This is a genomic window from Leifsonia sp. C5G2, assembly GCF_013359685.1.
Classification (GTDB): Bacteria; Actinomycetota; Actinomycetes; order Actinomycetales; family Microbacteriaceae; genus Leifsonia.
Window position 1 is genome coordinate 49,024 of the sequence record NZ_JABFMV010000005.1, and the last position, 17,826, is coordinate 66,849.

General features: G+C 68.8%; 18 protein-coding genes. All 18 read right to left on the reverse strand.

Going from position 1 to position 17,826, the window contains the following annotated elements; translation table 11 throughout:
• Nucleotides 1-129: 129 nt before the first annotated feature.
• Nucleotides 130-1,413, reverse strand: a complete 1,284-nt coding sequence (locus HNO83_RS08360; RefSeq protein WP_175337078.1) for a hypothetical protein — start codon at nt 1,411-1,413, stop codon at nt 130-132.
• A 281-nt stretch (nt 1,414-1,694) separates the two neighbouring features.
• Nucleotides 1,695-2,618 carry a hypothetical protein gene (locus HNO83_RS08365; RefSeq protein WP_175337079.1) on the reverse strand — a complete coding sequence of 308 codons (924 nt, stop codon included), beginning with the start codon at nt 2,616-2,618 and terminating at the stop codon, nt 1,695-1,697.
• The gene (locus HNO83_RS08370; RefSeq protein ID WP_175337080.1) at nt 2,619-3,077 is read right to left on the reverse strand and encodes a hypothetical protein; all 459 of its coding nucleotides are present in this window, start codon (nt 3,075-3,077) and stop codon (nt 2,619-2,621) included.
• A complete protein-coding gene (locus HNO83_RS08375) occupies nt 3,074-5,305 on the reverse strand; it encodes a hypothetical protein (protein ID WP_175337081.1) in 2,232 nt (743 codons plus the stop codon). Before HNO83_RS08375 ends, HNO83_RS08370 begins: the two co-directional genes overlap by 4 nt.
• Entirely contained in the window at nt 5,298-6,977 is a 1,680-nt protein-coding gene (locus tag HNO83_RS08380; RefSeq protein WP_175337082.1) for a hypothetical protein, read from the reverse strand. Before HNO83_RS08380 ends, HNO83_RS08375 begins: the two co-directional genes overlap by 8 nt.
• The gene (locus HNO83_RS08385; RefSeq protein WP_175337083.1) at nt 6,978-7,877 is read right to left on the reverse strand and encodes a site-specific integrase; all 900 of its coding nucleotides are present in this window, start codon (nt 7,875-7,877) and stop codon (nt 6,978-6,980) included.
• Nucleotides 7,878-8,099: 222 nt separating this feature from the next.
• Nucleotides 8,100-8,333, reverse strand: a complete 234-nt coding sequence (locus tag HNO83_RS08390) for a hypothetical protein (RefSeq protein WP_175337084.1) — start codon at nt 8,331-8,333, stop codon at nt 8,100-8,102.
• A gap of 131 nt (nt 8,334-8,464) precedes the next feature.
• Nucleotides 8,465-9,637: a flagellar hook protein FlgE gene (locus HNO83_RS08395; RefSeq protein ID WP_175337085.1), complete on the reverse strand. Its 1,173-nt coding sequence runs from the start codon at nt 9,635-9,637 to the stop codon at nt 8,465-8,467.
• Nucleotides 9,638-9,670: 33 nt separating this feature from the next.
• Complete coding sequence (locus tag HNO83_RS08400) at nt 9,671-10,129, reverse strand: flagellar hook assembly protein FlgD (RefSeq protein WP_175337086.1); 459 nt, start codon at nt 10,127-10,129, stop codon at nt 9,671-9,673.
• A gap of 12 nt (nt 10,130-10,141) precedes the next feature.
• Entirely contained in the window at nt 10,142-11,530 is a 1,389-nt protein-coding gene (locus HNO83_RS20750; RefSeq protein ID WP_175337087.1) for a flagellar hook-length control protein FliK, read from the reverse strand.
• Nucleotides 11,527-12,180, reverse strand: coding sequence for a C40 family peptidase (locus tag HNO83_RS08410; protein WP_175337088.1), 654 nt, complete (start codon nt 12,178-12,180; stop codon nt 11,527-11,529). Before HNO83_RS08410 ends, HNO83_RS20750 begins: the two co-directional genes overlap by 4 nt.
• Nucleotides 12,177-12,614: a hypothetical protein gene (locus HNO83_RS08415; RefSeq protein WP_249776605.1), complete on the reverse strand. Its 438-nt coding sequence runs from the start codon at nt 12,612-12,614 to the stop codon at nt 12,177-12,179. Before HNO83_RS08415 ends, HNO83_RS08410 begins: the two co-directional genes overlap by 4 nt.
• The gene (locus HNO83_RS08420) at nt 12,611-13,924 is read right to left on the reverse strand and encodes a FliI/YscN family ATPase (protein WP_175337089.1); all 1,314 of its coding nucleotides are present in this window, start codon (nt 13,922-13,924) and stop codon (nt 12,611-12,613) included. The genes HNO83_RS08415 and HNO83_RS08420 overlap by 4 nt, the downstream gene beginning before the upstream one ends.
• Nucleotides 13,921-14,526 carry a FliH/SctL family protein gene (locus tag HNO83_RS08425; RefSeq protein ID WP_175337090.1) on the reverse strand — a complete coding sequence of 202 codons (606 nt, stop codon included), beginning with the start codon at nt 14,524-14,526 and terminating at the stop codon, nt 13,921-13,923. Before HNO83_RS08425 ends, HNO83_RS08420 begins: the two co-directional genes overlap by 4 nt.
• Nucleotides 14,516-15,526: a flagellar motor switch protein FliG gene (gene fliG / locus HNO83_RS08430; RefSeq protein ID WP_175337091.1), complete on the reverse strand. Its 1,011-nt coding sequence runs from the start codon at nt 15,524-15,526 to the stop codon at nt 14,516-14,518. Before fliG ends, HNO83_RS08425 begins: the two co-directional genes overlap by 11 nt.
• Nucleotides 15,523-17,127 (reverse strand): flagellar basal-body MS-ring/collar protein FliF, encoded by a 1,605-nt coding sequence (gene fliF / locus HNO83_RS08435; protein ID WP_175337092.1) that lies wholly within the window; start codon nt 17,125-17,127, stop codon nt 15,523-15,525. The genes fliG and fliF overlap by 4 nt, the downstream gene beginning before the upstream one ends.
• A complete protein-coding gene (fliE, locus tag HNO83_RS08440; protein ID WP_175337093.1) occupies nt 17,127-17,432 on the reverse strand; it encodes a flagellar hook-basal body complex protein FliE in 306 nt (101 codons plus the stop codon). Before fliE ends, fliF begins: the two co-directional genes overlap by 1 nt.
• Nucleotides 17,432-17,824: a flagellar basal body rod protein FlgC gene (locus HNO83_RS08445; RefSeq protein ID WP_175337094.1), complete on the reverse strand. Its 393-nt coding sequence runs from the start codon at nt 17,822-17,824 to the stop codon at nt 17,432-17,434. The genes fliE and HNO83_RS08445 overlap by 1 nt, the downstream gene beginning before the upstream one ends.
• Between the last annotated feature and the right edge of the window lie 2 nt (nt 17,825-17,826).

A 17,826-nucleotide genomic window follows, 5' to 3' on the forward strand; every position in this document is an offset into this window, starting at 1 on the left:
AAGACCTGTGGACAACTTCTTGAAAAAGTGTTCGGGGATTGTCGGAAATGGTCGTGATCGCGGTTCCCGAGCCCAATCCCGACCCGTCATGTCCCCTGGTCGTCCGTGACCGCGGCTTTCCATTGTTGTCTAACTCAGAGAGGCCCGGTACTCCGCCAACTTGGCAATCACGGGCAGCTTGTCGAAGCCGCGGGTCAGGATCGGGTTGGTCGTGGGCCCGTTCACGAGCCCGTTGAACAGTGCCCGGCCGTCGATGACGTTGTTGCTATCGGCCTGTGCGATAGCGGTCAGCGCGAGCTCGTTGAGCGCATCCTCGGAGAGGGTTGCAAGGTCTTCAATGACTTCGATGTTCACCACCGCCGTCGGGAGGTCGGCAGTCGGTAGGTGAGTGCGGACCTCGGGACTGTTTGCCAGGTCAAACTCTCCCAGAGTGGCGACCAACGCGAGCCGCGGGAGGTGTTCGGGGATCGAGGCGAAGGCTGGATGACTCGCCCCGATCAGCGCGTCGGACTTGTTCACCTGCTTGATCGCCTTCTCAAGCCGGCCGACGTGCGCGGCGACGGACGCAGGGGTGCCTTCGCGAATCGGCTGGGCGGGTATCGCACTCTTGCATTCGACCAGGATCACGGCCTTCGACGTAACGACGAACCAGTCAACGGATTTGCGGTCGCTCTTCTGCTCCCGGTAGACGATCTCGGGCAGCACCGTCGCGCTGTTGATGAGTTGCAGGTTCCGGCCAACATAGTTCTCGAAAAGATTGCCGACGTCGTGGGAGAACGCTTCTTCCCACCTTTGCAAGCCTGAATAGACAAGGCTGGTGGCGGAGATCTTCAACTCGATCGCGGGAACGCAGGGAGCGAGCCAGCGATCGGGCGCGGCATCCGCGATGATCGGCCTCGCCATCAGCGGGTTGAATGCGAACGGCTCATGTTTGTAGCGCTGCGCCGGGGTCCCAGGGAGCTGCAATACTGCGGCTTTCCGTTGCGCCTTGAACTCGTCGATGGTGATCAGGAAGTGCTTCGCGACGGTGCTGTCGAAAGCCTGTTGGCCGCCCAGCAGCTCGAGGTAGCTCTGAATCTCAGGCGGCCAGACGAATGGCAGCGGGCTCCCGATCTCGGCGGCCGACGCCAACATGAATCCGATTGAGATGTAGGTCGCGACGGAGACCCCGAACAAGTCGTGATCCCAACCGGGGTGCATAACCTCGGGTTTGAAGTCCTTCGAGAACGGTGTGCCGGCGAAGATCTCAGCGCCTCGCGCCCAGGTCCGCAGGCTGAGCCGCATGTAGGGCCACTGCTGATAGATGTGTCGAGCGACGAGACCCAGCGTAAAGTCCGAGCCGGTGGGGTCTCCGGGGTGTTCGAGGTTGAAGTACTCGGACGTCAGCATGTCCAAGTCGGCGTCGGTGGGCACTCGCCGACCTGTGGTGCTGTGGCAGACAAGGGTGGCGGCGAGGCCAGCGATCGTCCAAGGGAGGAACGGTTTCAGACGACCCCGCGCGTCTGTCGCGACACCGTCCCATCCGCGCGAGAGGACGGATAGCCGCGCCAACGCAGCCGTTCGGTCGTATCGGCGGCAGTGCGCGACGAAGTCCTGGTATCGGGTGACGGTTTCTAGGTCCGGTCCGCGACGGCGGACGAACACCGGCCGCATACTCTCCGGTGCGGAACCCCCACGGCTAGCCCTCCGCCCCATCACACACTCCCGTCGCTTGCCGCTGAGTCTGCCGAGACCCCGCCCGTGGCGCGCTTCGGGATCATGTCCAACAGCCTCGTCGCGGCATCGGCCAGGATTTCGGACAGCTGGGACTCGAAGCCCGAAAAGTCTGCGAAACGGAGGACTCCGTAGCTGGTGACCCCGTCAGCGAGTTTCTGGATTCGTGTCATCACATCCGCGTTTGGAATCTGAACTGTGCGGAACTGGCCGGGTCGATATTCCTCACCGCGGACCACCATTTGAAGTTCGAGGCTGGGCCAGCGTTTGCCGTGAGCGGATCCAGCCGAACCGCGCCAAAGCCGTTCGATCTCGACAGGATCGTCCAGGTCGATGGTCTTTCCGCCCTTTTGCGAAGCAACCTTCGCGGCGTATTTGACCGTCTCCATGTAGCCGGGGAACCTAGGGACGTCTGCCTCCGTGACATAGCCGCCCAGCCGTTCAAACAGAGCCGTCCGGACCGAGGTGACCCGCGCCTTGTCCTCTGGCGCCGAGGCAGCCTTCCGCTGCTCGTCCAGATCGTGAAGCATCAGGCTGAGGTGACGCAGAGCGCATTCGCGTGCACTCTGTCCGTCCATGAGCCAAACCGCCTGAGAGGCAGACTCGGTCGCCGCACGACAGAGCGTCTGGACCGGTCGCAGGCTATGGATGACCTTTGCGTCCTCGGCGAACTTCATCGGCGCGACGTGATCTGCCCAGAACGTCAAATGTTCAAGCGCTGCTCTCAGGTAGCCGCGGCACCAATCGGAGGCAAGCTCCGGTGGATAGAACGCGTTGACCTGGTCGAAACTCGAGCCGTCGGTGGGATCGCCGACGTGCGCCAGCACATCGGTCATCATCCGCGACGAGTGTGCGGTTTCCACCCACGAACGTAGGGTCGCGTCGTCGATCGGGATGCCGCTCATCTAGTCGACCGACCGGAGTCGACGGACGGTGGCTCCCTGCTGCGCCGCCTGTTGCTGGTCCAGCTCGGACGTCCGCTGGTGCAGTGCGAGAGCATACTTGCGCAGCTCCTCGTGCCGGGAGGCCAGCATGGCGAGCTCGGCTCGGAGCGACGCGATAGTTGTGTCGCGTTGCTGGAGCTCAGCGCGCATCTGCACCGCGAGGGCTGGATCGACCTCACCCTGAGCCATCTCAGCGACCTCAGCCGGTATGCGCTCAATGAGCGCGTCGAGCAGTCCGGCGTAGTGGGTCTGTGAGCTGCCGTAGGAATAGCTGCCGGTCTTCGCCATTCCCAGCCGGGTGGGAGCCGCCCCGCGTGCACTCATCACGGTCGCAGCGATGAGGGCTTTGAGCGGAACCGGCAGGTCCTCCGGTTCGATCAGCGCGTCGGTGAGTTCGGCCGCGATCTGTTTGTTGTTCATGCTGCTCCTCCCTCGCGCGCCGCGTCATGGAACCGGCCGGGGATCTCTTGAAGAGTGATCTCCCGGAGGTCCGCGTCCGTGAGTTGGGCGAACTCGGCCTCCAGCGTCGGGGCGTCTGCCTCGATCTTGCGGCGGGATCGTTCGAACACACCGCCCTTGCCGACGAGGCCGCGTCGCCGTAGCTCCATTCGGGCTCGCTGGCTCGGTGTAGTTGCGGAGTTGCGGCAAGCGGTTGGCCGGCAGAGCCGGAAGTCGGCTTCCTCAGCGTTGCCGCAGAGGCCGCCAGGCCCGTGGACGCAGATGGTGAACTCGCCAACAAAGACGTTCGGATTGTTCTTGGCTATTCTCAGCAGTTGCCTGCCGGTGACCGGTTCATTCGCCAGTTCGTAGGCGCTCTCCTTGGCGAGTACGGTGTCCAGTCGTTTGGCGCCGGCTCCTCCGATCACTGTGCCGAGGCTGGTGGCGTTGGCGTCGCTTGCGACGTCCAAGAGCGTCTGAGCGGTGGTGATCTGTCTGACTTCCTCGACGGATTCCGGGTCGGCGATGAAGACGCTTTTCGGCAGGTGGCCGTAGTAGCCCTCAGCGACCTTTCGACTGGACCAGTGGCCTTGTGCGGCCGCGAGGGCATCGCCCCAGGCTTGGCTTGCGTAGGCTTCGATGCCGGTGATCCGGATGGTGCGGTGCGCGAGCCAGTCGGGCAGTTCTGGGAGCGGGGGCATCAGTCCGCGGTTGGCGAGGAACTCGGCGCTGGCTTGGAACCGAGGCAGGTAGGGCCCGCTGAGCTGGAGCGTTTGGGCGTTGGTTCCGGCTGTCGGGCCACGGCCCAGCTCGGGATGGAAGAGCACCTCCTCTCCGGTCTGCGGGTGAATGCTCGGCTGAAGACCGAGAAGTTTCTTGAGCCGGTGGATCGTTTGGACGGCTTTGATGACGTCGTCGCCGACGACCCAGGTTGCTTTGACGGGGTTCATGCGGTTTTTGACCAGGTAGCCGCGCATCCGGGTGACGGGAATGTCTGCGTCGCCCCGTTCGTAGGTGCCTTCACGGAGGCAGTCGTTGGGGATGGCTGCGAGTTCTCGGTCGCGGACGGTGGTGAGGATGGTGACGATGTATGCGCAGGCGTAGGCCAGGGTGCAGACCCAATGGTCAAGGCCGAGTGCGTATCGTGATGCGACCAGGGAGTTAGCCCAGGGCCGGCGTTGTCCGTCGAGTGCGGTGACCTCGTGAAGTGGCAGGTTGAATCCGTCTTCTTGGGTGGAGACTCCTCGTTCGGCGACGAGTTTCTCGAGGAGCTTTCGAGCGTTGCCGAGTGGGTTCTTCAGATCCTTGTTGGAGGCTCCGGCCAGTTTGACGAACGTGGCCCAGGACGGTGCCGGCCCGACTGCGTCGCCGCGGAGACCGACCGTGGCTGGGACGGGCCGGCCGGTTCGTTCCCACTTCCGGAGTTCCCCGAGCACAGCGTCGATCTGAACCTCGCGGGGCTGCGTCGTGAGGTCGGGTGCAGCGGCGAGACGCTCCATGCGGGCGAAGATGTCGTCGGTGCAGTTGTCGAGGATCCAGAGGCAAAGGCCGAGGAGCGGACCGCAGAGTTCCGGTTCTGGCCGGTCGACGTTGAGATCGCGTGGGGCGACCTTGAAGACGCTGTCGACGGTCTGCCCGCCGAACGGTCGGCCTCCGAACATGTCGGGGAGGTGTAGGAGGTCGCGGACGGACCAGAGCGCGTTGAGGGGGCGGACGTAGCCGGCGAGGGTCTGCGGCGCGGCCTCGGGGAATCGGGCGCGCATGTCGGTCGCGAAAGCGCGCCAGTCGTCGGGGCCGAGTTGTGTTGTCTGGCGTTGCTCGAGCACGGTCAGAGTGGTGGCGAATGCGAGGGCGTAGGCGACCAGGCTCATCGGCCGGAGTGGCTTGTCTGCAGCGGCCGCTTGGGCCATGACGGCGTGCGTGTTCAGTCCGGACTCGCCGGTTTGGGCGAGCGGCGGGTTGAGCCGGAGTAGGGTCCAGTCCTTGATGACGTTGCGCCATCGGATCGGGATGCCGGTGAAGTCGAGCTCGTGGACGGTCTGGTTGACGAACGGGTAGCCGTCAAAGTCCCAGAGGTCTTGGCCGTAGCGGATGGGCTGTCGGATGCTGGCACCGTTGGGGATGAGTGCGCGCAGGTCGATCTCGTCGCTGAGCGGTGTCCGCGCTCCTTGGACGGCAAGCGTGGCGACGGGCGCGAGGTTCTCAGTCACGGGTTCTCGTTTCCACATAAACGCAAGCGATCAGCGCCCGGACGTTGTGAATCTCTTCGGTGGGTGCTGCGTCGATGAGCGGCTGGGGGAATCGTTCGAGGGTCTTCTTGGCGAGTTCGTTGAGGATCGGGGCGTCTCCGTCGAGCCATTCGTTTGGTTCGTACTTGCGAATGTTGTCGGTGAACTCGACGGCGGCGATCAGGCCGGGGATGGTTTCTGGCGTGCGGTAGCCGTTCGGGCAGACGAAGCAGGCCACGGGTCCGAGACCGCAGGGTTTGGTTTGGTCGGTGGGTGATTGCCCGTTCGAGATGCAGGCTGCGACGCCGACGTCCATGATGGCGTCGGCGGCTTCAAGGGCTGCGGCCGCAGCAGCTTCCTCGTCGTTGAGGTATGCCGGCGTTGCGGATGGCGCCTTGGTCTTTGAGCGCCAGTACGAAGTGACGTCGGCCTGGGTGTTGAGCAGCCCGGGAATCAGGATGACGTCGGGGACTGCGTCTGCGAGGTAGAGCCGTGTGGTGGCTTTCTTCTGACCGATGACGGCGAAGTCTTTGTGAGGGCCTCGGAGGAGCGCGGCTTTGCGAAGTCGTTGGAAGCTGATGGTGTCGGGAAACAGCTGGCCGAGTTTGTCGCGCTCGGACTCGGTCCGCTCCCACCAGTTGTTGACGTTTGCGCCACTCATCGGCTGCTGGCCCCGGCTGGTGACGAAGAGGAGGCGGCTGAAGTCTTCGTTCTGGTCGCGGAGATGGCGTGCAACCCGGGTTGCGGCCGCGACGAACTCGAGCAGGCCGGCGTAGCTGAAGATACCGCCTGCGGGTGCCGGGGTTTTCAGGACTTGGTGGTTTCGGGCTTTGATGCCGGTGACGAAGGCAGCGTCTTCGTTTGATCGTTCGACGGAGTCGACCGTGTACGACTGGATGGTGGAGAGGTTCGGGCCTTTGTTGTCGATCAGGGCAAGAAGAATCATTGCGGCGGCAAGGTCGGCAGAGGTTACTCGGAAGGCTGCCGCGCCGTGTGGGTGACCGCTGATCAGTTCTTGGGCTGGCCGCGTCATCCAGTCCCTCGGGAGCGTTCCGAGCGCCATTTCGACGTCTCGGCGGTGGCGTAGGAACCAGTCCCCGACGTGCCCTTTAGTGAAGGCTTCAATGGCATCTGCGACTTCTGGGGCATATCCCTCTACGTCGCTCTCGTCGACGACAAGGGTTCGTGCGTAGAGGTAATCGCGGTAGGTCTCTCCGTCCCTGCGCGCTACCGCGAACGTCTCAGCGAGAAAGGTGCGCAAGTTCCTCTGTGAGCCACCTGCGGGGCTCGCGAGAAGAATGCCCTCCCACACGACTTGGTGGTTGAGGTTGGGATCGGTGAGGTCGTGGATGTCGAAGTCATCCCGGAGCCGCCTGAGGAAGTGCTTGCAGAGGTCGCTGTGCTTGTAAAGAGTCTCGAACGATGTCCAGGTCCCGCCTCCGACGTGAAGATGCGCGAGGAGGCTCTGATTGACTTGGTCAGCTGCGATGGAGCGGCCCAGGCGAGCAGTTCGTCGCAACCTGTTGTGACCGCGGAGATGCGCGTCGATCCAGCCGCCTTCGTTGAAGGTTGCGTTGGTGATGGAGGCGACGTGGACTCCGCGGTCGTCGGCTATCCGCCGGCGGGGGACGTCGCGGTCGGTTCTGGTTGCCATCTAGTTGTTCCGTCCGAGGAAGTCGTCGGCGGTGTAGCGGAGGGCCATCATGCCGACTTGTTGGGTGTAGAGGGCGGTGGTGCTTTCGTCGAGGTGGCCGAGGCCGGCGCTTGCCATTTTGATAGCGCTGTGGATGTCGATGCGGTGGGGGCGTCCGCGTAGGTCGCGTCCGGGGCCGTATGGGACGCCGAGGTAGAAGACGGCGGCGAGATGGGTGGCGTAGGTATGGCGAAGGTCGTGGGTGTGGACGTGAGGGAAGTGTTGTCCGGCAAGCGCGGCGTCGCGTTCGCGCATGGCAGAGATGTCACCGACGAACTCACGGGCGGTTTTGACGGCGAGTGGTGCGCCGGAATGGAAGCCGAGGAAGATCATCGCCGGTTCGCCGGTCGGCGTGACGAGTCGGCGGCGTTCGTCGGCGGTCATGTCCCTGAAAGGGCGACGGACGCCGTCAGTGTCGACGATGCCGCGAAATCGGGGCGTCGGTTCCTCCGCGATGTGGATTGGCCGGTCGGGTTGCCAGCCGTGGAGCTGATGGCGGCGGGCGCCACGCTTCGGATCGATGAACAGGCGGACGCGTCTCAGGTGGTGCGTGAACGCGGCGAGCCGGACCTCCCGGCGCGTCTTTGATGTGGCGCCAGGCAAGGTCATCTCGATGAGGTCTCCTTCGCCATCGTGCCCTTGGGGGATCTCGTAAGTGGTGAGATGGGTGAGGGTGTTCGCACGGGCGCCGCAGGCGAGGCCGAGGGAGATGAACGCGGCGTCGCGTGCTCCGGTGTATGAGCCGGTTTCGCCGCGGTTTGCCCCGTAGGTGAGCGCGGCTGCGAGGAGTTCGCCGACTTGCGGGGGTTCGAGCGGTGTGCCGGCGGCGCTGGCTTTGGGGATGTTGCGGCCTTCGACCATTGAGGAGACGGTGCCGCGGGGCGATCGGATGTATTCGATGGTGATGGGTGGGGCGATGGAGTGTTCTTCGCGGAGCCATTCGTAGAACTGTTTGATGGCCGTGCGGTCGCGGCTCCAGGTGGTGCCGGAGACGCGGGTGATCTCGACGGTGCGGTGGTTGACGTAGTCGATGATGTGCTGGCGGGTGGCTCCCCGGAGCGAGCTGTTGCGGTTGGTGAGGAACTAGATGAAGATGCGGAGGCTCTCGGCGTAGGACTCGGCGGTCTTGGTCGAGTGGGGTCCGCCGGTGCGGGCGGTGACGTTGGCGAGCCAGCCGGTGGCGTCGGGCTCGATCTGGCCGTCGATGGTGATGACGGGCGAGTCCACGGGGCGGACGTTCAGCGGTGGGACGCCGAGGATGTCTTCGATGACGGCAGGATCCCAGGTGCCGCCTCGCTGCATCTCGACCCGTCGCATGGTCGTCCCCTCGCCCGTATTTGCTTCAGTATGGCGAGGCCGTAAAGGCAAGACAGGAGGGCTCCCGGCGTTTCGCGGGAAGCCCTCCTGTTACATAGCCAGTCTAAGAGACAGTTAAGAGTCCCGACTTTTCAGCGCTTGAGGTTGGTGAGCTCCTGAAGGACCTCGTCGGACGTGGTGATGATGCGGGCGTTCGCCTGGAAGCCGCGCTGGGCGACGATCAGGTTCGTGAACTCCTGCGACAGGTCGACGTTCGACATCTCCAGCGAGCCGGCCTGGAGCTGGCCGAGGCCGTCCTGGCCGGGGCCGCCGAGCTGGGCGGTGCCGGAGTTGACGGTGGCGCGGTAGGTCGAGCCGCCCGCCTTCTCCAGGCCGCCCGGGTTCACGAAGGTGGCCAGCGCGATGCGGCCGACGGCCTGCTTGTCGCCGTTCGAGAACAGGCCGGTTATGGTGCCGTCCTTGTCGAGTGTGAACGACTCCAGGGTGCCGGCGGCGCGGCCGTTCTGGTCCTTGAAGGCGACGGAGGTGATGCCCGAGTATCCGGTCACCTTGGTGAGGTCGACGGCGACGCCGCCGACAGTCAGGTTGCCGCCGGCGGTGAGGACGCCGTTGGTGAAGGTGAGCGTGTCCGCGCCCGTGGCACCGTTGCTGTCGGCACCGGCGACATCCCAGCCGGTCCCCGTCTTGGTGAAGGTGAGCGTCAGCTTGCGGGCCGTGCCGCTCGCGTCGTAGACGGTGACGTCGCGCACCAGCTGGTCGCCGTTGGCGGCGTCGGACGGCAGGTTCCCCGTCACGTTCGAGGCCGTGCTGGCGGCCGCCGGGGTGACGGCCTTGAGCGGGATGGTGATGTCGCTCAGGGCGCCGCCCTGCTGGATGACACCGTTGACCGCGTTCCAGCCCTGCAGGATGGCGCCGCCCGGGCCGACGAGGCGGCCGAGCGAGTCGGGGTCGAGCGAGCCGGCACGCGAGTACACGGTCTCGCCGCCCACCTTCATCACGAAGAAGCCGTCGCCGTTGATCATCATGTCGGTGGAGCGGCCGGTCGCCTGCGCCGCGCCCTGCGTGAAGTTCGTCGAGATGCCCGCGACGAGCACGCCGAGGCCGATCTGGGCGGGGTTGGTTCCGCCGGTCTCGGCCTGTGCGCCACCGGCGCCGCGGACGAGCTGCGACAGCGTGTCCTGGAACTGCACCGCCGACGACTTGAAGCCCGTAGTGTTGACGTTGGCGATGTTGTTGCCGGTCACATCCAGCATGGTCTGGTGCGAGCGGAGACCGGAGATTCCGGAGTAGAGCGAGCGGAGCATGGCGGATCCTTTCGTGGAACGTTCGAGGGGAGGTCAGGCGGCCGGCGCGGCGGGCGCGCCCGATTCGGCCGGGGTGACGACACCGAGGATGGCGTCGAGGGCGAGCTTCTGGTCGCCGACGGTGACGACCGGCACGGCGCCCGCGTAGGAGACCGACGAGGCGACCCCGGTCTTGGTGTCGCCGTTCTTGTCGAGGTAGCTCACGGTGTGGCCGACGAGCGCGGCGGCGGCCTGCCGCATCTGCAGGGCGAAGCCCTCCTGCGCGGTGGTGTCCATGTTGGTGAGCTTCTCCATCATGGCCAGCTGGGTCGTCTGCGAGATCATCTGGTTGGTGTCCATCGGCGAGCTCGGGTCCTGGTTGCGGAGCTGGGTGACCAGCAGCTGCATGAACGCCTCGCTGTCGAGCGACTGCTTCGGCGTGCGGGTGGGCGGGGTGGAGTAGATGCCTCCCGTGGAGGCGGTGTCTGCTCCGGTGACGGGGTCGACGGCCACGGTGGCTCCCTTCTAGACGATCAGGTCGATGCTGTGGGATGACCCGTCCGCGGGTGCGGAGGGGGTGGAGCGGGTGGATGCTGCGGCGGCGACGGTCGGTCGAGGCTCGGTCCCGTGCGGTGCGGGGTCCTGCCTGCCACCGTCCCGGGCGTCCTGCTGGGCCGTCGGCTGGTTCTGGGAGGACAGGTCGAGAGTGCCGGTGAGCCCGGCGCCGGTGAGGTCGCGGCGCAGGTCGGGCAGGATCGCCCGCAGCGCGTCGCGGCCGAGGTCGGTCGGCGCGAACAGCTCCACGCGGACGCCCTCGCCCCCGACGTGCGCCCGCACGGTGACCGGGCCGAGGTTGTCGGGCCGGACGTGCACGGTCATGACGTGCTCGCCCGCGCCCGCGGCGGCGAGGGTGAAGACCGGTCGCGCGAGCTGGGTGGCGAGCGGCTGCGGGGTGGATGCCGCCGGCGCCGGCGCCGCGGCGGGCGCCGCCGGGGCGGTGCGGTCGACGGCGACGGGTGCAGGGGCCGGCGCTGCGGCGGGTGGCGGTGCGGGAGCCTCGACCGCCGCCGTCTTGGGCTTCGCGACGGCCGCGGCCTCCGCGAGCGGGGCGGTGGCCGCCGGAACCGTGGGGGTGGAGACCGCGACCGCATCCGACGGAGGGGCCGCGGGAGACGGCGGCTGCACGCCGCGGCTGCCGGCTCCGGCCGCGCCCTGCGTCGTGGCGGCCGCGGGCGTCGATGGCGTCGTCGGGCCGGCGTCGGCGGGGGTCGCGGCCGGAGCCGCCGTGACGGAGGCGGCGGGCGGGGTGTCCGTGCGCGTCGGGAGCGTCGGATCCGAGGACGCCGTCATCCCCTGCGCCGGGACCTGCGCGGCGGTCCCGGCGGGAGCGGCGGACGCTGGGCCTGCGGCCTGTCGCGACGAAGCGCCCGGAAGCGCGCCGGCGGCCGTGGATGCGACGGCCGCGGAGGCGACAGCCGCGGTCCCGCTGACGGTGGCGGGCGTGACAGCCTGCGTCCCGTCGGCGGCAGCGGCCGCCGTTGCCGCCTGGCCGTCCACCGGCACGGTGGCCACGGTGGCCACAGCAGGCACGGTTGCCGCGGCCGTCGCGAGCACCGGTGCCGCAGACGGTGCCGCCGTCACCTGGTCCGTCTGGGCCGGGGGGACCGGCGCCGTCGCCTGCGCATCGTCGGTCGAGGCGCCGGCGGGCTTCGCGGTATCGTCCGCTTCGGTCTTCGCCTCCGCCGGGCGACCGGGAGCGTCGGGTCGCCCGCCGATCTTCGATCCGCGCGGGGACGCATCCACCGCGCCCTTGAGGAATCCGTCGAACGCGTCGCCGGACCCCTTCGCCCCCGGCGGCGCGGCAGGCCTCGCGGCCGCGGCGGGCGGGGCGGCCGTCACAGTCGCCGGGCTCACAGCGAGCCTCCGCTCGTCATCGACGCGAACAGCGAACGCAGCAAGTCTGCCTGCGCGGTCGAGCCCGACAGCGCAGAGGCACCGCTCGCCACGGGCGCCGCCTGCGGCACCACCCGGCGGATGGTCACGATGTCGGAGTCCTTCATCCAGTTGTCCACCAAGCTCACGTTGCGTCCCTCGCTCGGGGCGTGGATGACCTTCCCGTCGCCCGCGTAGATCACGATGTGCTCGCCGCCGTTGGTGACGATCAGGTCGCCGGGCTGGGCCTGGGCGAGCGAGGGCACCTCGGTGCCGACCGTCGACTGGCCGGAGACCAGGCGCGGGACGTCGATGCCGAGATCCTTGAACACGCGCTGCACGAGCCCGGAGCAGTCCAGGCCGGAGGCGCTGGTGCCGCCGAAGACGTAGGGGACGCCGAGGTACTTCTTCGCGTCCGCCACCACGTCGGCGCCTGTCACCGCGCCGGTCGGGGTGCCCTGGGTGGCGCCGAGCGCTCCGGAGAGGGCGGACGCGAAGTCCGTCGCCGAGGTCCCGGAGGACGCCGAGGTCCCCGAGGCCGAGCCGGTGGCCGCCGTCTTCCCGACGCTGTCGAGCTGCACCAGCGTCGCCTGGATCTGCGCGATGCGCCCGATCGCATCCGTCACGGTCATGCCTCTCCCCCTTCCCTGGCGCGCTGCCAGGCGCCGGTCGCGATCTCGTCGATGGCCGCCTGCTCGGCACTCAGGTCTCCCGCGACCAGCTGCTCGCGGTGACGCGTCTCGAGCTTCTCCAGCCCGACCGCGCGCTTCTTCGCCTCCGTGAACGCCTCGCGTGCGGCCGCGGCCTCCGCCTCCGCCTCGGCGGCGAGCGCGGTCAGGTCGGCGAGCATGCTGCGGCTGGACGCGCGTGCCGCGGCCATCGCGAACAGCGTGCCCGCGTCGGTCGCCTCGGCCGGGACCGCGTGCAGCGCCGCGATGGCCCGCGCCTGCCGCTCACCGGCATCGCGCCGCAGCGCGTTGGCGGCGGCCAGGTCGCTCGCCGCGTGCTCCTTCTCGATCTGCCGCAACCGCAGCAGACCGGCGAGTGCGAATGCCCGTGCCATCATGCGCCTCCCAGCATCCCGGTGAGCGCGTCGAGCCGCGCCCACGATTCGGCCGGCGGCGCCGGCTCGTCGATCGCCTGCCGCAGGAACGCGTCGATGGCGTCGGCGTGGGTGACCGCGGCATCCACCTTCGGGTTCGTCCCCGGCTTGTACGCGCCGACGTCGAGCAGGTCCTGCGCGCCGACCTTCGCGGCGAGGATGCTGCGCAACGCCACCGCGGCGGCGCGCTGCTGCGGCGTGGTCACCCGCGACGCGAGCCGGGACACGGAGCCGAGCACGTCGACGGACGGGAAGTGGCCGACCACGGCCAGCCGCCGGTCGAGCACCACGTGCCCGTCGAGGATGGAGCGTGCGGCGTCGGCGATCGGCTCGTTGTGGTCGTCGCCGTCCACGAGCACGGTGTACAGCCCCGTGATGGACCCGGTCTCTCCCGTGCCCGCGCGTTCGAGCAGCTGGGCGAGGAGGGAGAACGTCGACGGCGGGTAGCCGCGCGTCGCCGGCGGCTCACCGGCCGAGAGGCCGATCTCGCGCTGGGCCATGGCGACGCGGGTGAGCGAGTCCATCATCAGGACCACGTCGGCGCCCTCGTCGCGGAATGCCTCGGCGATCCGCGTCGCAGCGAAGGCGGCCCGCATGCGCATGACGGCCGGCTCGTCCGAGGTCGCGACCACCACGACGGAGCGGGCGAGGCCCGCCGTGCCGAGGTCGTCCTCCAGGAACTCGCGCACCTCGCGGCCGCGCTCCCCCACCAGGGCGATCACGGACACCTGGGCGTCCGTCCCACGCGCGATCATCGACAGCAGCGACGACTTGCCGACGCCGGATCCCGCGAACAGGCCGAGCCGCTGACCGCGACCGGTGGTGACCATGGTGTCGAGCACCCGCACGCCCAGGCCGAGGGGCTGCAGGATGCGCGCGCGGCGCATGGCGTCCGGCGCGCGGTTGCCGAGCGGCACGAAGCCGTCGGGCTCGATCGGTCCGCGGCCGTCGACCGGCCGGCCGAGGGCGTCGATGACACGCCCCAGCATCCCGCGCCCGGTCGGCACCAGCAGTGGAGCGCTGACCGCGCGCGCCGGGGCCCCGGCGGCGACACCGGTGAGCGGCCCGTAGGGCATGACCCGGACGCGGTCGGCCGTGGTGGAGACGACCTCGGCGTGCACACCCGGGTCCGATCCGATGACGACGACATCGCCGATGGCCGCAGGAACCCCCTCCAGCTCCGCGCTCAGGCCGAGCACCGCCGTCACGCGGCCGACGCGTTCGACGGCGGCGGCGTCCACAGCGGTTCGCCAGCGGGTCAGCACGGCGTTCACGACAGCGCCTCCTTCGCGCGCCGCAGCGCCGAGTGGATGCGCGCGTCCAGCCACCCGTTCGGCAGCTCCCCGACGGCATCGCCGCGGTGGAGCGCCGGATCGGCGACCAGCTGCACACCATCGGCGGCGAAGCCGGAGCCCTGCAGCGCCGAGACATCGTCCGGGTGCAGGCGGACCACCGGCACCGGTCCCGGCGCGGCCGCCGCCAGCACGCGCGCGACGGCGGCGCGCGCGGCGGCGAGCCTGTCGTCGAGCGCCACACCGACGACGGCGGTGGCGAGCTCGAACGCCGCAGCGGTCAGCGCCGCCTCGGCCTCGGCCAGCACCGGCACGGTCGCCTCGCGCAGCTCGACGGCCGCAGTCCTCAGCGCGGCCGCGAGCACGGCGAACCGGTCGGCGGCCTCCGCACTCTCCGCCGCCCTGCCGTCCTCCGCCTCGGCGAGCCAGCGCGCCTGCTCGGCGGCAGCCGCCCGCATCCCCTCCGCGAAGCCGGCCGCGTATCCGCGCGAGCGAGCGGACGTCATCGCCGCGCGCTCGTGCTCCGTCTCGGCGATCACCGGGACGGTCAGCGGCTCGAAGAGCGCGGCGGCGTCACTCGACATAGGTGTCCTCGTCGCTTCGCTGCACGGTGATCGCCCCGGTCGCCTCCAGGTCGCGGATGGCGCGCACGATCTCGGCGCGCGCGTCCTCGACCTGAGAGAGGCGCACCGGGCCGAGGATGCGGACCTCGTCCTCCAGCACCTCGCGGTTGCGCTCCGACAGGTTCGACGTGATGACCTCGACGACCGCGGCCGTCGCACCCTTCATCGCGACGGCCAGCACCGCGGCGTCGAGTCCGCGCAGCACCTGCTGCACGTCCCGCGCCTCCAGGCGCACGATGTCGTCGAAGGTCAGCATCCGCGAGCGCACCTCCTCGGCCAGCTGCGGGTCGCGCTGCTCCAGCGCCTCCAGCAGGGCCTTCTCGGTGGCGGCGTCGGCGCGGTTGATGATGTCGACGAGCGGCTGGACTCCCCCGACCGCGTCGGAGGCGGTCCGCGACGAGACGACCGCGCCGGCGCGCTGCTTGAGCGTCTCGGCGACGACCCGCACCGCGTCCGGGCTCGGCGAGCCCATGGTGGCGATCGCGTGGGCGACCTCGGTGCGCGCTCCGTCGTCCAGGCCAGCGAGGATGCGGGACGCGTGGTCGGCGCGCAGGTGCGCCAGCACGAGGGCGCTGGTCTGCGGCAACTCGCCCGCGAGCAGCATCTGCACCTGCGCGGGCTCCACCGCGTCCAGGAACTCGAACTGCTTGCCTGCGAGGTTCGACGCGACCCGGTTGAGCACGCCGGTCGCGCGCTCGGCGCCGAAGGACGCCTCCAGCAGTCCGACCGCGATGTCGCGTCCGCCGCGGGTGGTCACCGTGCCGTGGGTGGCGAGTTCGTGGAACTCGTTGAGCGCCGTCTCCGCCACACCCGGGTCCACCCGGCGCAGCCGCAGGATCTCGGCGGTGATCTCGTCGGCCTCCTCGTCGGAGAACTGCTTCATCACCTGGGCGGCGCGCTGCTGGTCCATGTTCATCAGGACGACGGCGACCTTCTGCGCCCCGGTCAGTGCCGCGTTCATACGCCGGCCTTGTCATCCATCAGGCTGCGCAGGAACTCGGCCGTCCGCTGCGGGTCGCGCTCGGCGAGCGCCTCGATCTCGGCGCGCCGGCGGTCGGCCTCCAGCTCGGCCGGGTCCGGCGTCGGGTCGGGGACCGGGTCCAGCTGCATCGGGACGGTCGGCGCCGTCTGCTCGAGCGCGATCGGGAACGAGCCGGCCTCGAACTCGAGCGAACCCGTGTCCTTCTCCAGTGCGGCGAGCTCCGCTGCGCGCTTGCGGCCGCGGCGGAACAGCGCGAAGGCGATGATCGCCGCCGCCACGATGGCCCCGGCGATCAGCGAGGTGCGGATGATGCTGGTGAGCTGGTCCGCTGCGGCGGCGTCCTTCGCCTCCTGCAGCGCCTTCGCGGCCTCGGTCGCCCCGGCCTTGCTGAACGGCACCATCTCGACGCTCACCGAGTCGCCGCGCTTCACGTCGATGCCGGCGGCCGCGTTCACCAGGTTGCGAATCTCGTTCGCGCTGACACCGCCGACAGCATCGGAGTTGAGCGCGACGGACACGGTCTGCCGGTTGATGGCACCGGCAGGGATCGTGCGCTGCTCGGTGACCTTGTCGACCGCGTTGTCCTTCGTGCTCGACTCGGAGTTGAACGTGCCGTTGCCGTTGGTGCCGTTCGGCACGGCGATGTTGTCCGGTCCGAGCACGCCCGCGTTCCCGCCGCTGCCGGAGCCCGTGTAGGTCTCCTTCTGGGTGGTCTCGCTCAGCGACGGCGCGTTCGTCGGTGCGGTGAAGGACTCCTCCGTGCGCTGGGCGCTCTCGGTGCTGACATCGGCCGCCACGGCGACCGTCGCGTTGCCCGGGCCGACGACCTTGTCGAGCATCTGCTGCACCGCGGACTTCACGCGCGTCTCGTAGTCGCTCGCCTGCTTGTCCGCTCCCCCGGTCGCGCCGCCGCCGACCGTGCTCAGCACGGTCCCGTCGGCGTCGACCACCGCGACGTCGGTCGGCTTCATGCCGGAGACAGCCGCGCTGGTGAGATGCACGATGGCCTGCACCTGGTCTGCCGTCAGCGTCACCCCGCTCTGCGTCTCGACGAAGACGGACGCGGTCGGGTCCTTCTTCTCCGAGGCGAACACCGTCTCCTGCGGGATGGCGAGCCGCACGGAGGCCGCTTTGACGCCCTTCATCGCCGCGATGGTGTTGCCGAGCTCGCCCTCCATCGCCCGCTTGTAGGTCACGTTCTGCTGGAACTCGGACGACGTGACGCCCATCTTGTCGAGCAGCGAGTACCCGCCCGTGGTGGATGCGGGCAGCCCCGCCGACGCCGCCTTCAGCCGCTCGTCGTAGACCTTCTCCTGGGGCACCAGGATGGTCGCACCGCCGTCGGTCAGCTGGTACGGCACCCCGTCGGTGCGCAGCTGGTCGACGATCGCGGAGGCGTCCGAGGCGGCGACGCCGGAGAACAGCGGCGTGTACGACGGCTGGGACGCCCACATCGCGATCCCGGTCACGCCGAGGGCCACGACGGCGACACCGATGATGGCGATGACCCGCTGGGCCACGCTGAAGCCGCGGATCGAGTCGCCGAGCCGCCGGAAGAAGCTGGTCACCTGCTGGGGCATCAGGCCTGCATCCGCATGATCTCGTTGAACGCGTCGACGGCCTTGTTCCGCACACCGGCGACGAGCTCTAGCGTCACCTGGGCGCGCGTCGAGGCCAGGGTGGCGTCATGGATGTCGTCGAGGTTGCCGGTGACGGCCTGGATGGCGAGCTTGTCGCTCGTGCCCTGCAGCTGCTGCAGGTTGTCGATCGCCCCGGTGAGGGCGTTCCCGAAGGCCGCTCCCCCGGTGGGCTGCGTCGTGGAGGCCGGCTGGACGCCGGTGCTCGCACCGATGCCGGAGAGTGCGCCGATGGCGGGGATGGGCATCAGTTCCTCCCGATCTGGAGCGCGGCCTGGTATGTCTCCTTCGCGCGGTCGACGACCGCCGCGTTGGCCTGGTAGCCGCGCTGCGCCATGATCAGCGATCCCATCTGCTCGGACAGGTCGATGTCCGGGTAGCGGACGTAGCCGTCCGCGTCGGCGACGGGGTTGGTCGGCTCGTAGACCATGCGGCCCTCGGCGCTGCCGTAGGCGGCGCCCGCCACGTAGACGCCGGAGACGCCTTCGCCCTCCTGGGCGACGACGTAGCGGGCCTGGAAGGCGGAGCCGTTCGTCGGCTTCGCGGTGTTGATGTTGGCGAGGTTGTCCGAGATGGCGTCCAGCCAGTGGCGGTGCAGGGTCAGGCCGGTGCCGGCGATCCCGATGGCGTCGAAAGTCATGC

Bases quoted from the DNA above. Each gene is read 5' to 3' on its own strand.
- HNO83_RS08425 (WP_175337090.1), bottom strand. From the start codon at position 14,526: ATGTCGAGTGACGCCGCCGCGCTCTTCGAGCCGCTGACCGTCCCGGTG.
- HNO83_RS08380 (WP_175337082.1), bottom strand. From the start codon at position 6,977: ATGGCAACCAGAACCGACCGCGACGTCCCCCGCCGGCGGATAGCCGAC.
- fliF (WP_175337092.1), bottom strand. From the start codon at position 17,127: ATGCCCCAGCAGGTGACCAGCTTCTTCCGGCGGCTCGGCGACTCGATC.
- HNO83_RS08365 (WP_175337079.1), bottom strand. From the start codon at position 2,618: ATGAGCGGCATCCCGATCGACGACGCGACCCTACGTTCGTGGGTGGAA.
- HNO83_RS08370 (WP_175337080.1), bottom strand. From the start codon at position 3,077: ATGAACAACAAACAGATCGCGGCCGAACTCACCGACGCGCTGATCGAA.
- HNO83_RS08385 (WP_175337083.1), bottom strand. From the start codon at position 7,877: ATGGTCGAAGGCCGCAACATCCCCAAAGCCAGCGCCGCCGGCACACCG.
- HNO83_RS08415 (WP_249776605.1), bottom strand. From the start codon at position 12,614: ATGATGGCACGGGCATTCGCACTCGCCGGTCTGCTGCGGTTGCGGCAG.
- HNO83_RS08410 (WP_175337088.1), bottom strand. From the start codon at position 12,180: ATGACCGTGACGGATGCGATCGGGCGCATCGCGCAGATCCAGGCGACG.
- HNO83_RS08445 (WP_175337094.1), bottom strand. From the start codon at position 17,824: ATGACTTTCGACGCCATCGGGATCGCCGGCACCGGCCTGACCCTGCAC.
- HNO83_RS08395 (WP_175337085.1), bottom strand. From the start codon at position 9,637: ATGCTCCGCTCGCTCTACTCCGGAATCTCCGGTCTCCGCTCGCACCAG.
- fliG (WP_175337091.1), bottom strand. From the start codon at position 15,526: ATGAACGCGGCACTGACCGGGGCGCAGAAGGTCGCCGTCGTCCTGATG.
- HNO83_RS08390 (WP_175337084.1), bottom strand. From the start codon at position 8,333: ATGCGACGGGTCGAGATGCAGCGAGGCGGCACCTGGGATCCTGCCGTC.
- fliE (WP_175337093.1), bottom strand. From the start codon at position 17,432: ATGCCCATCCCCGCCATCGGCGCACTCTCCGGCATCGGTGCGAGCACC.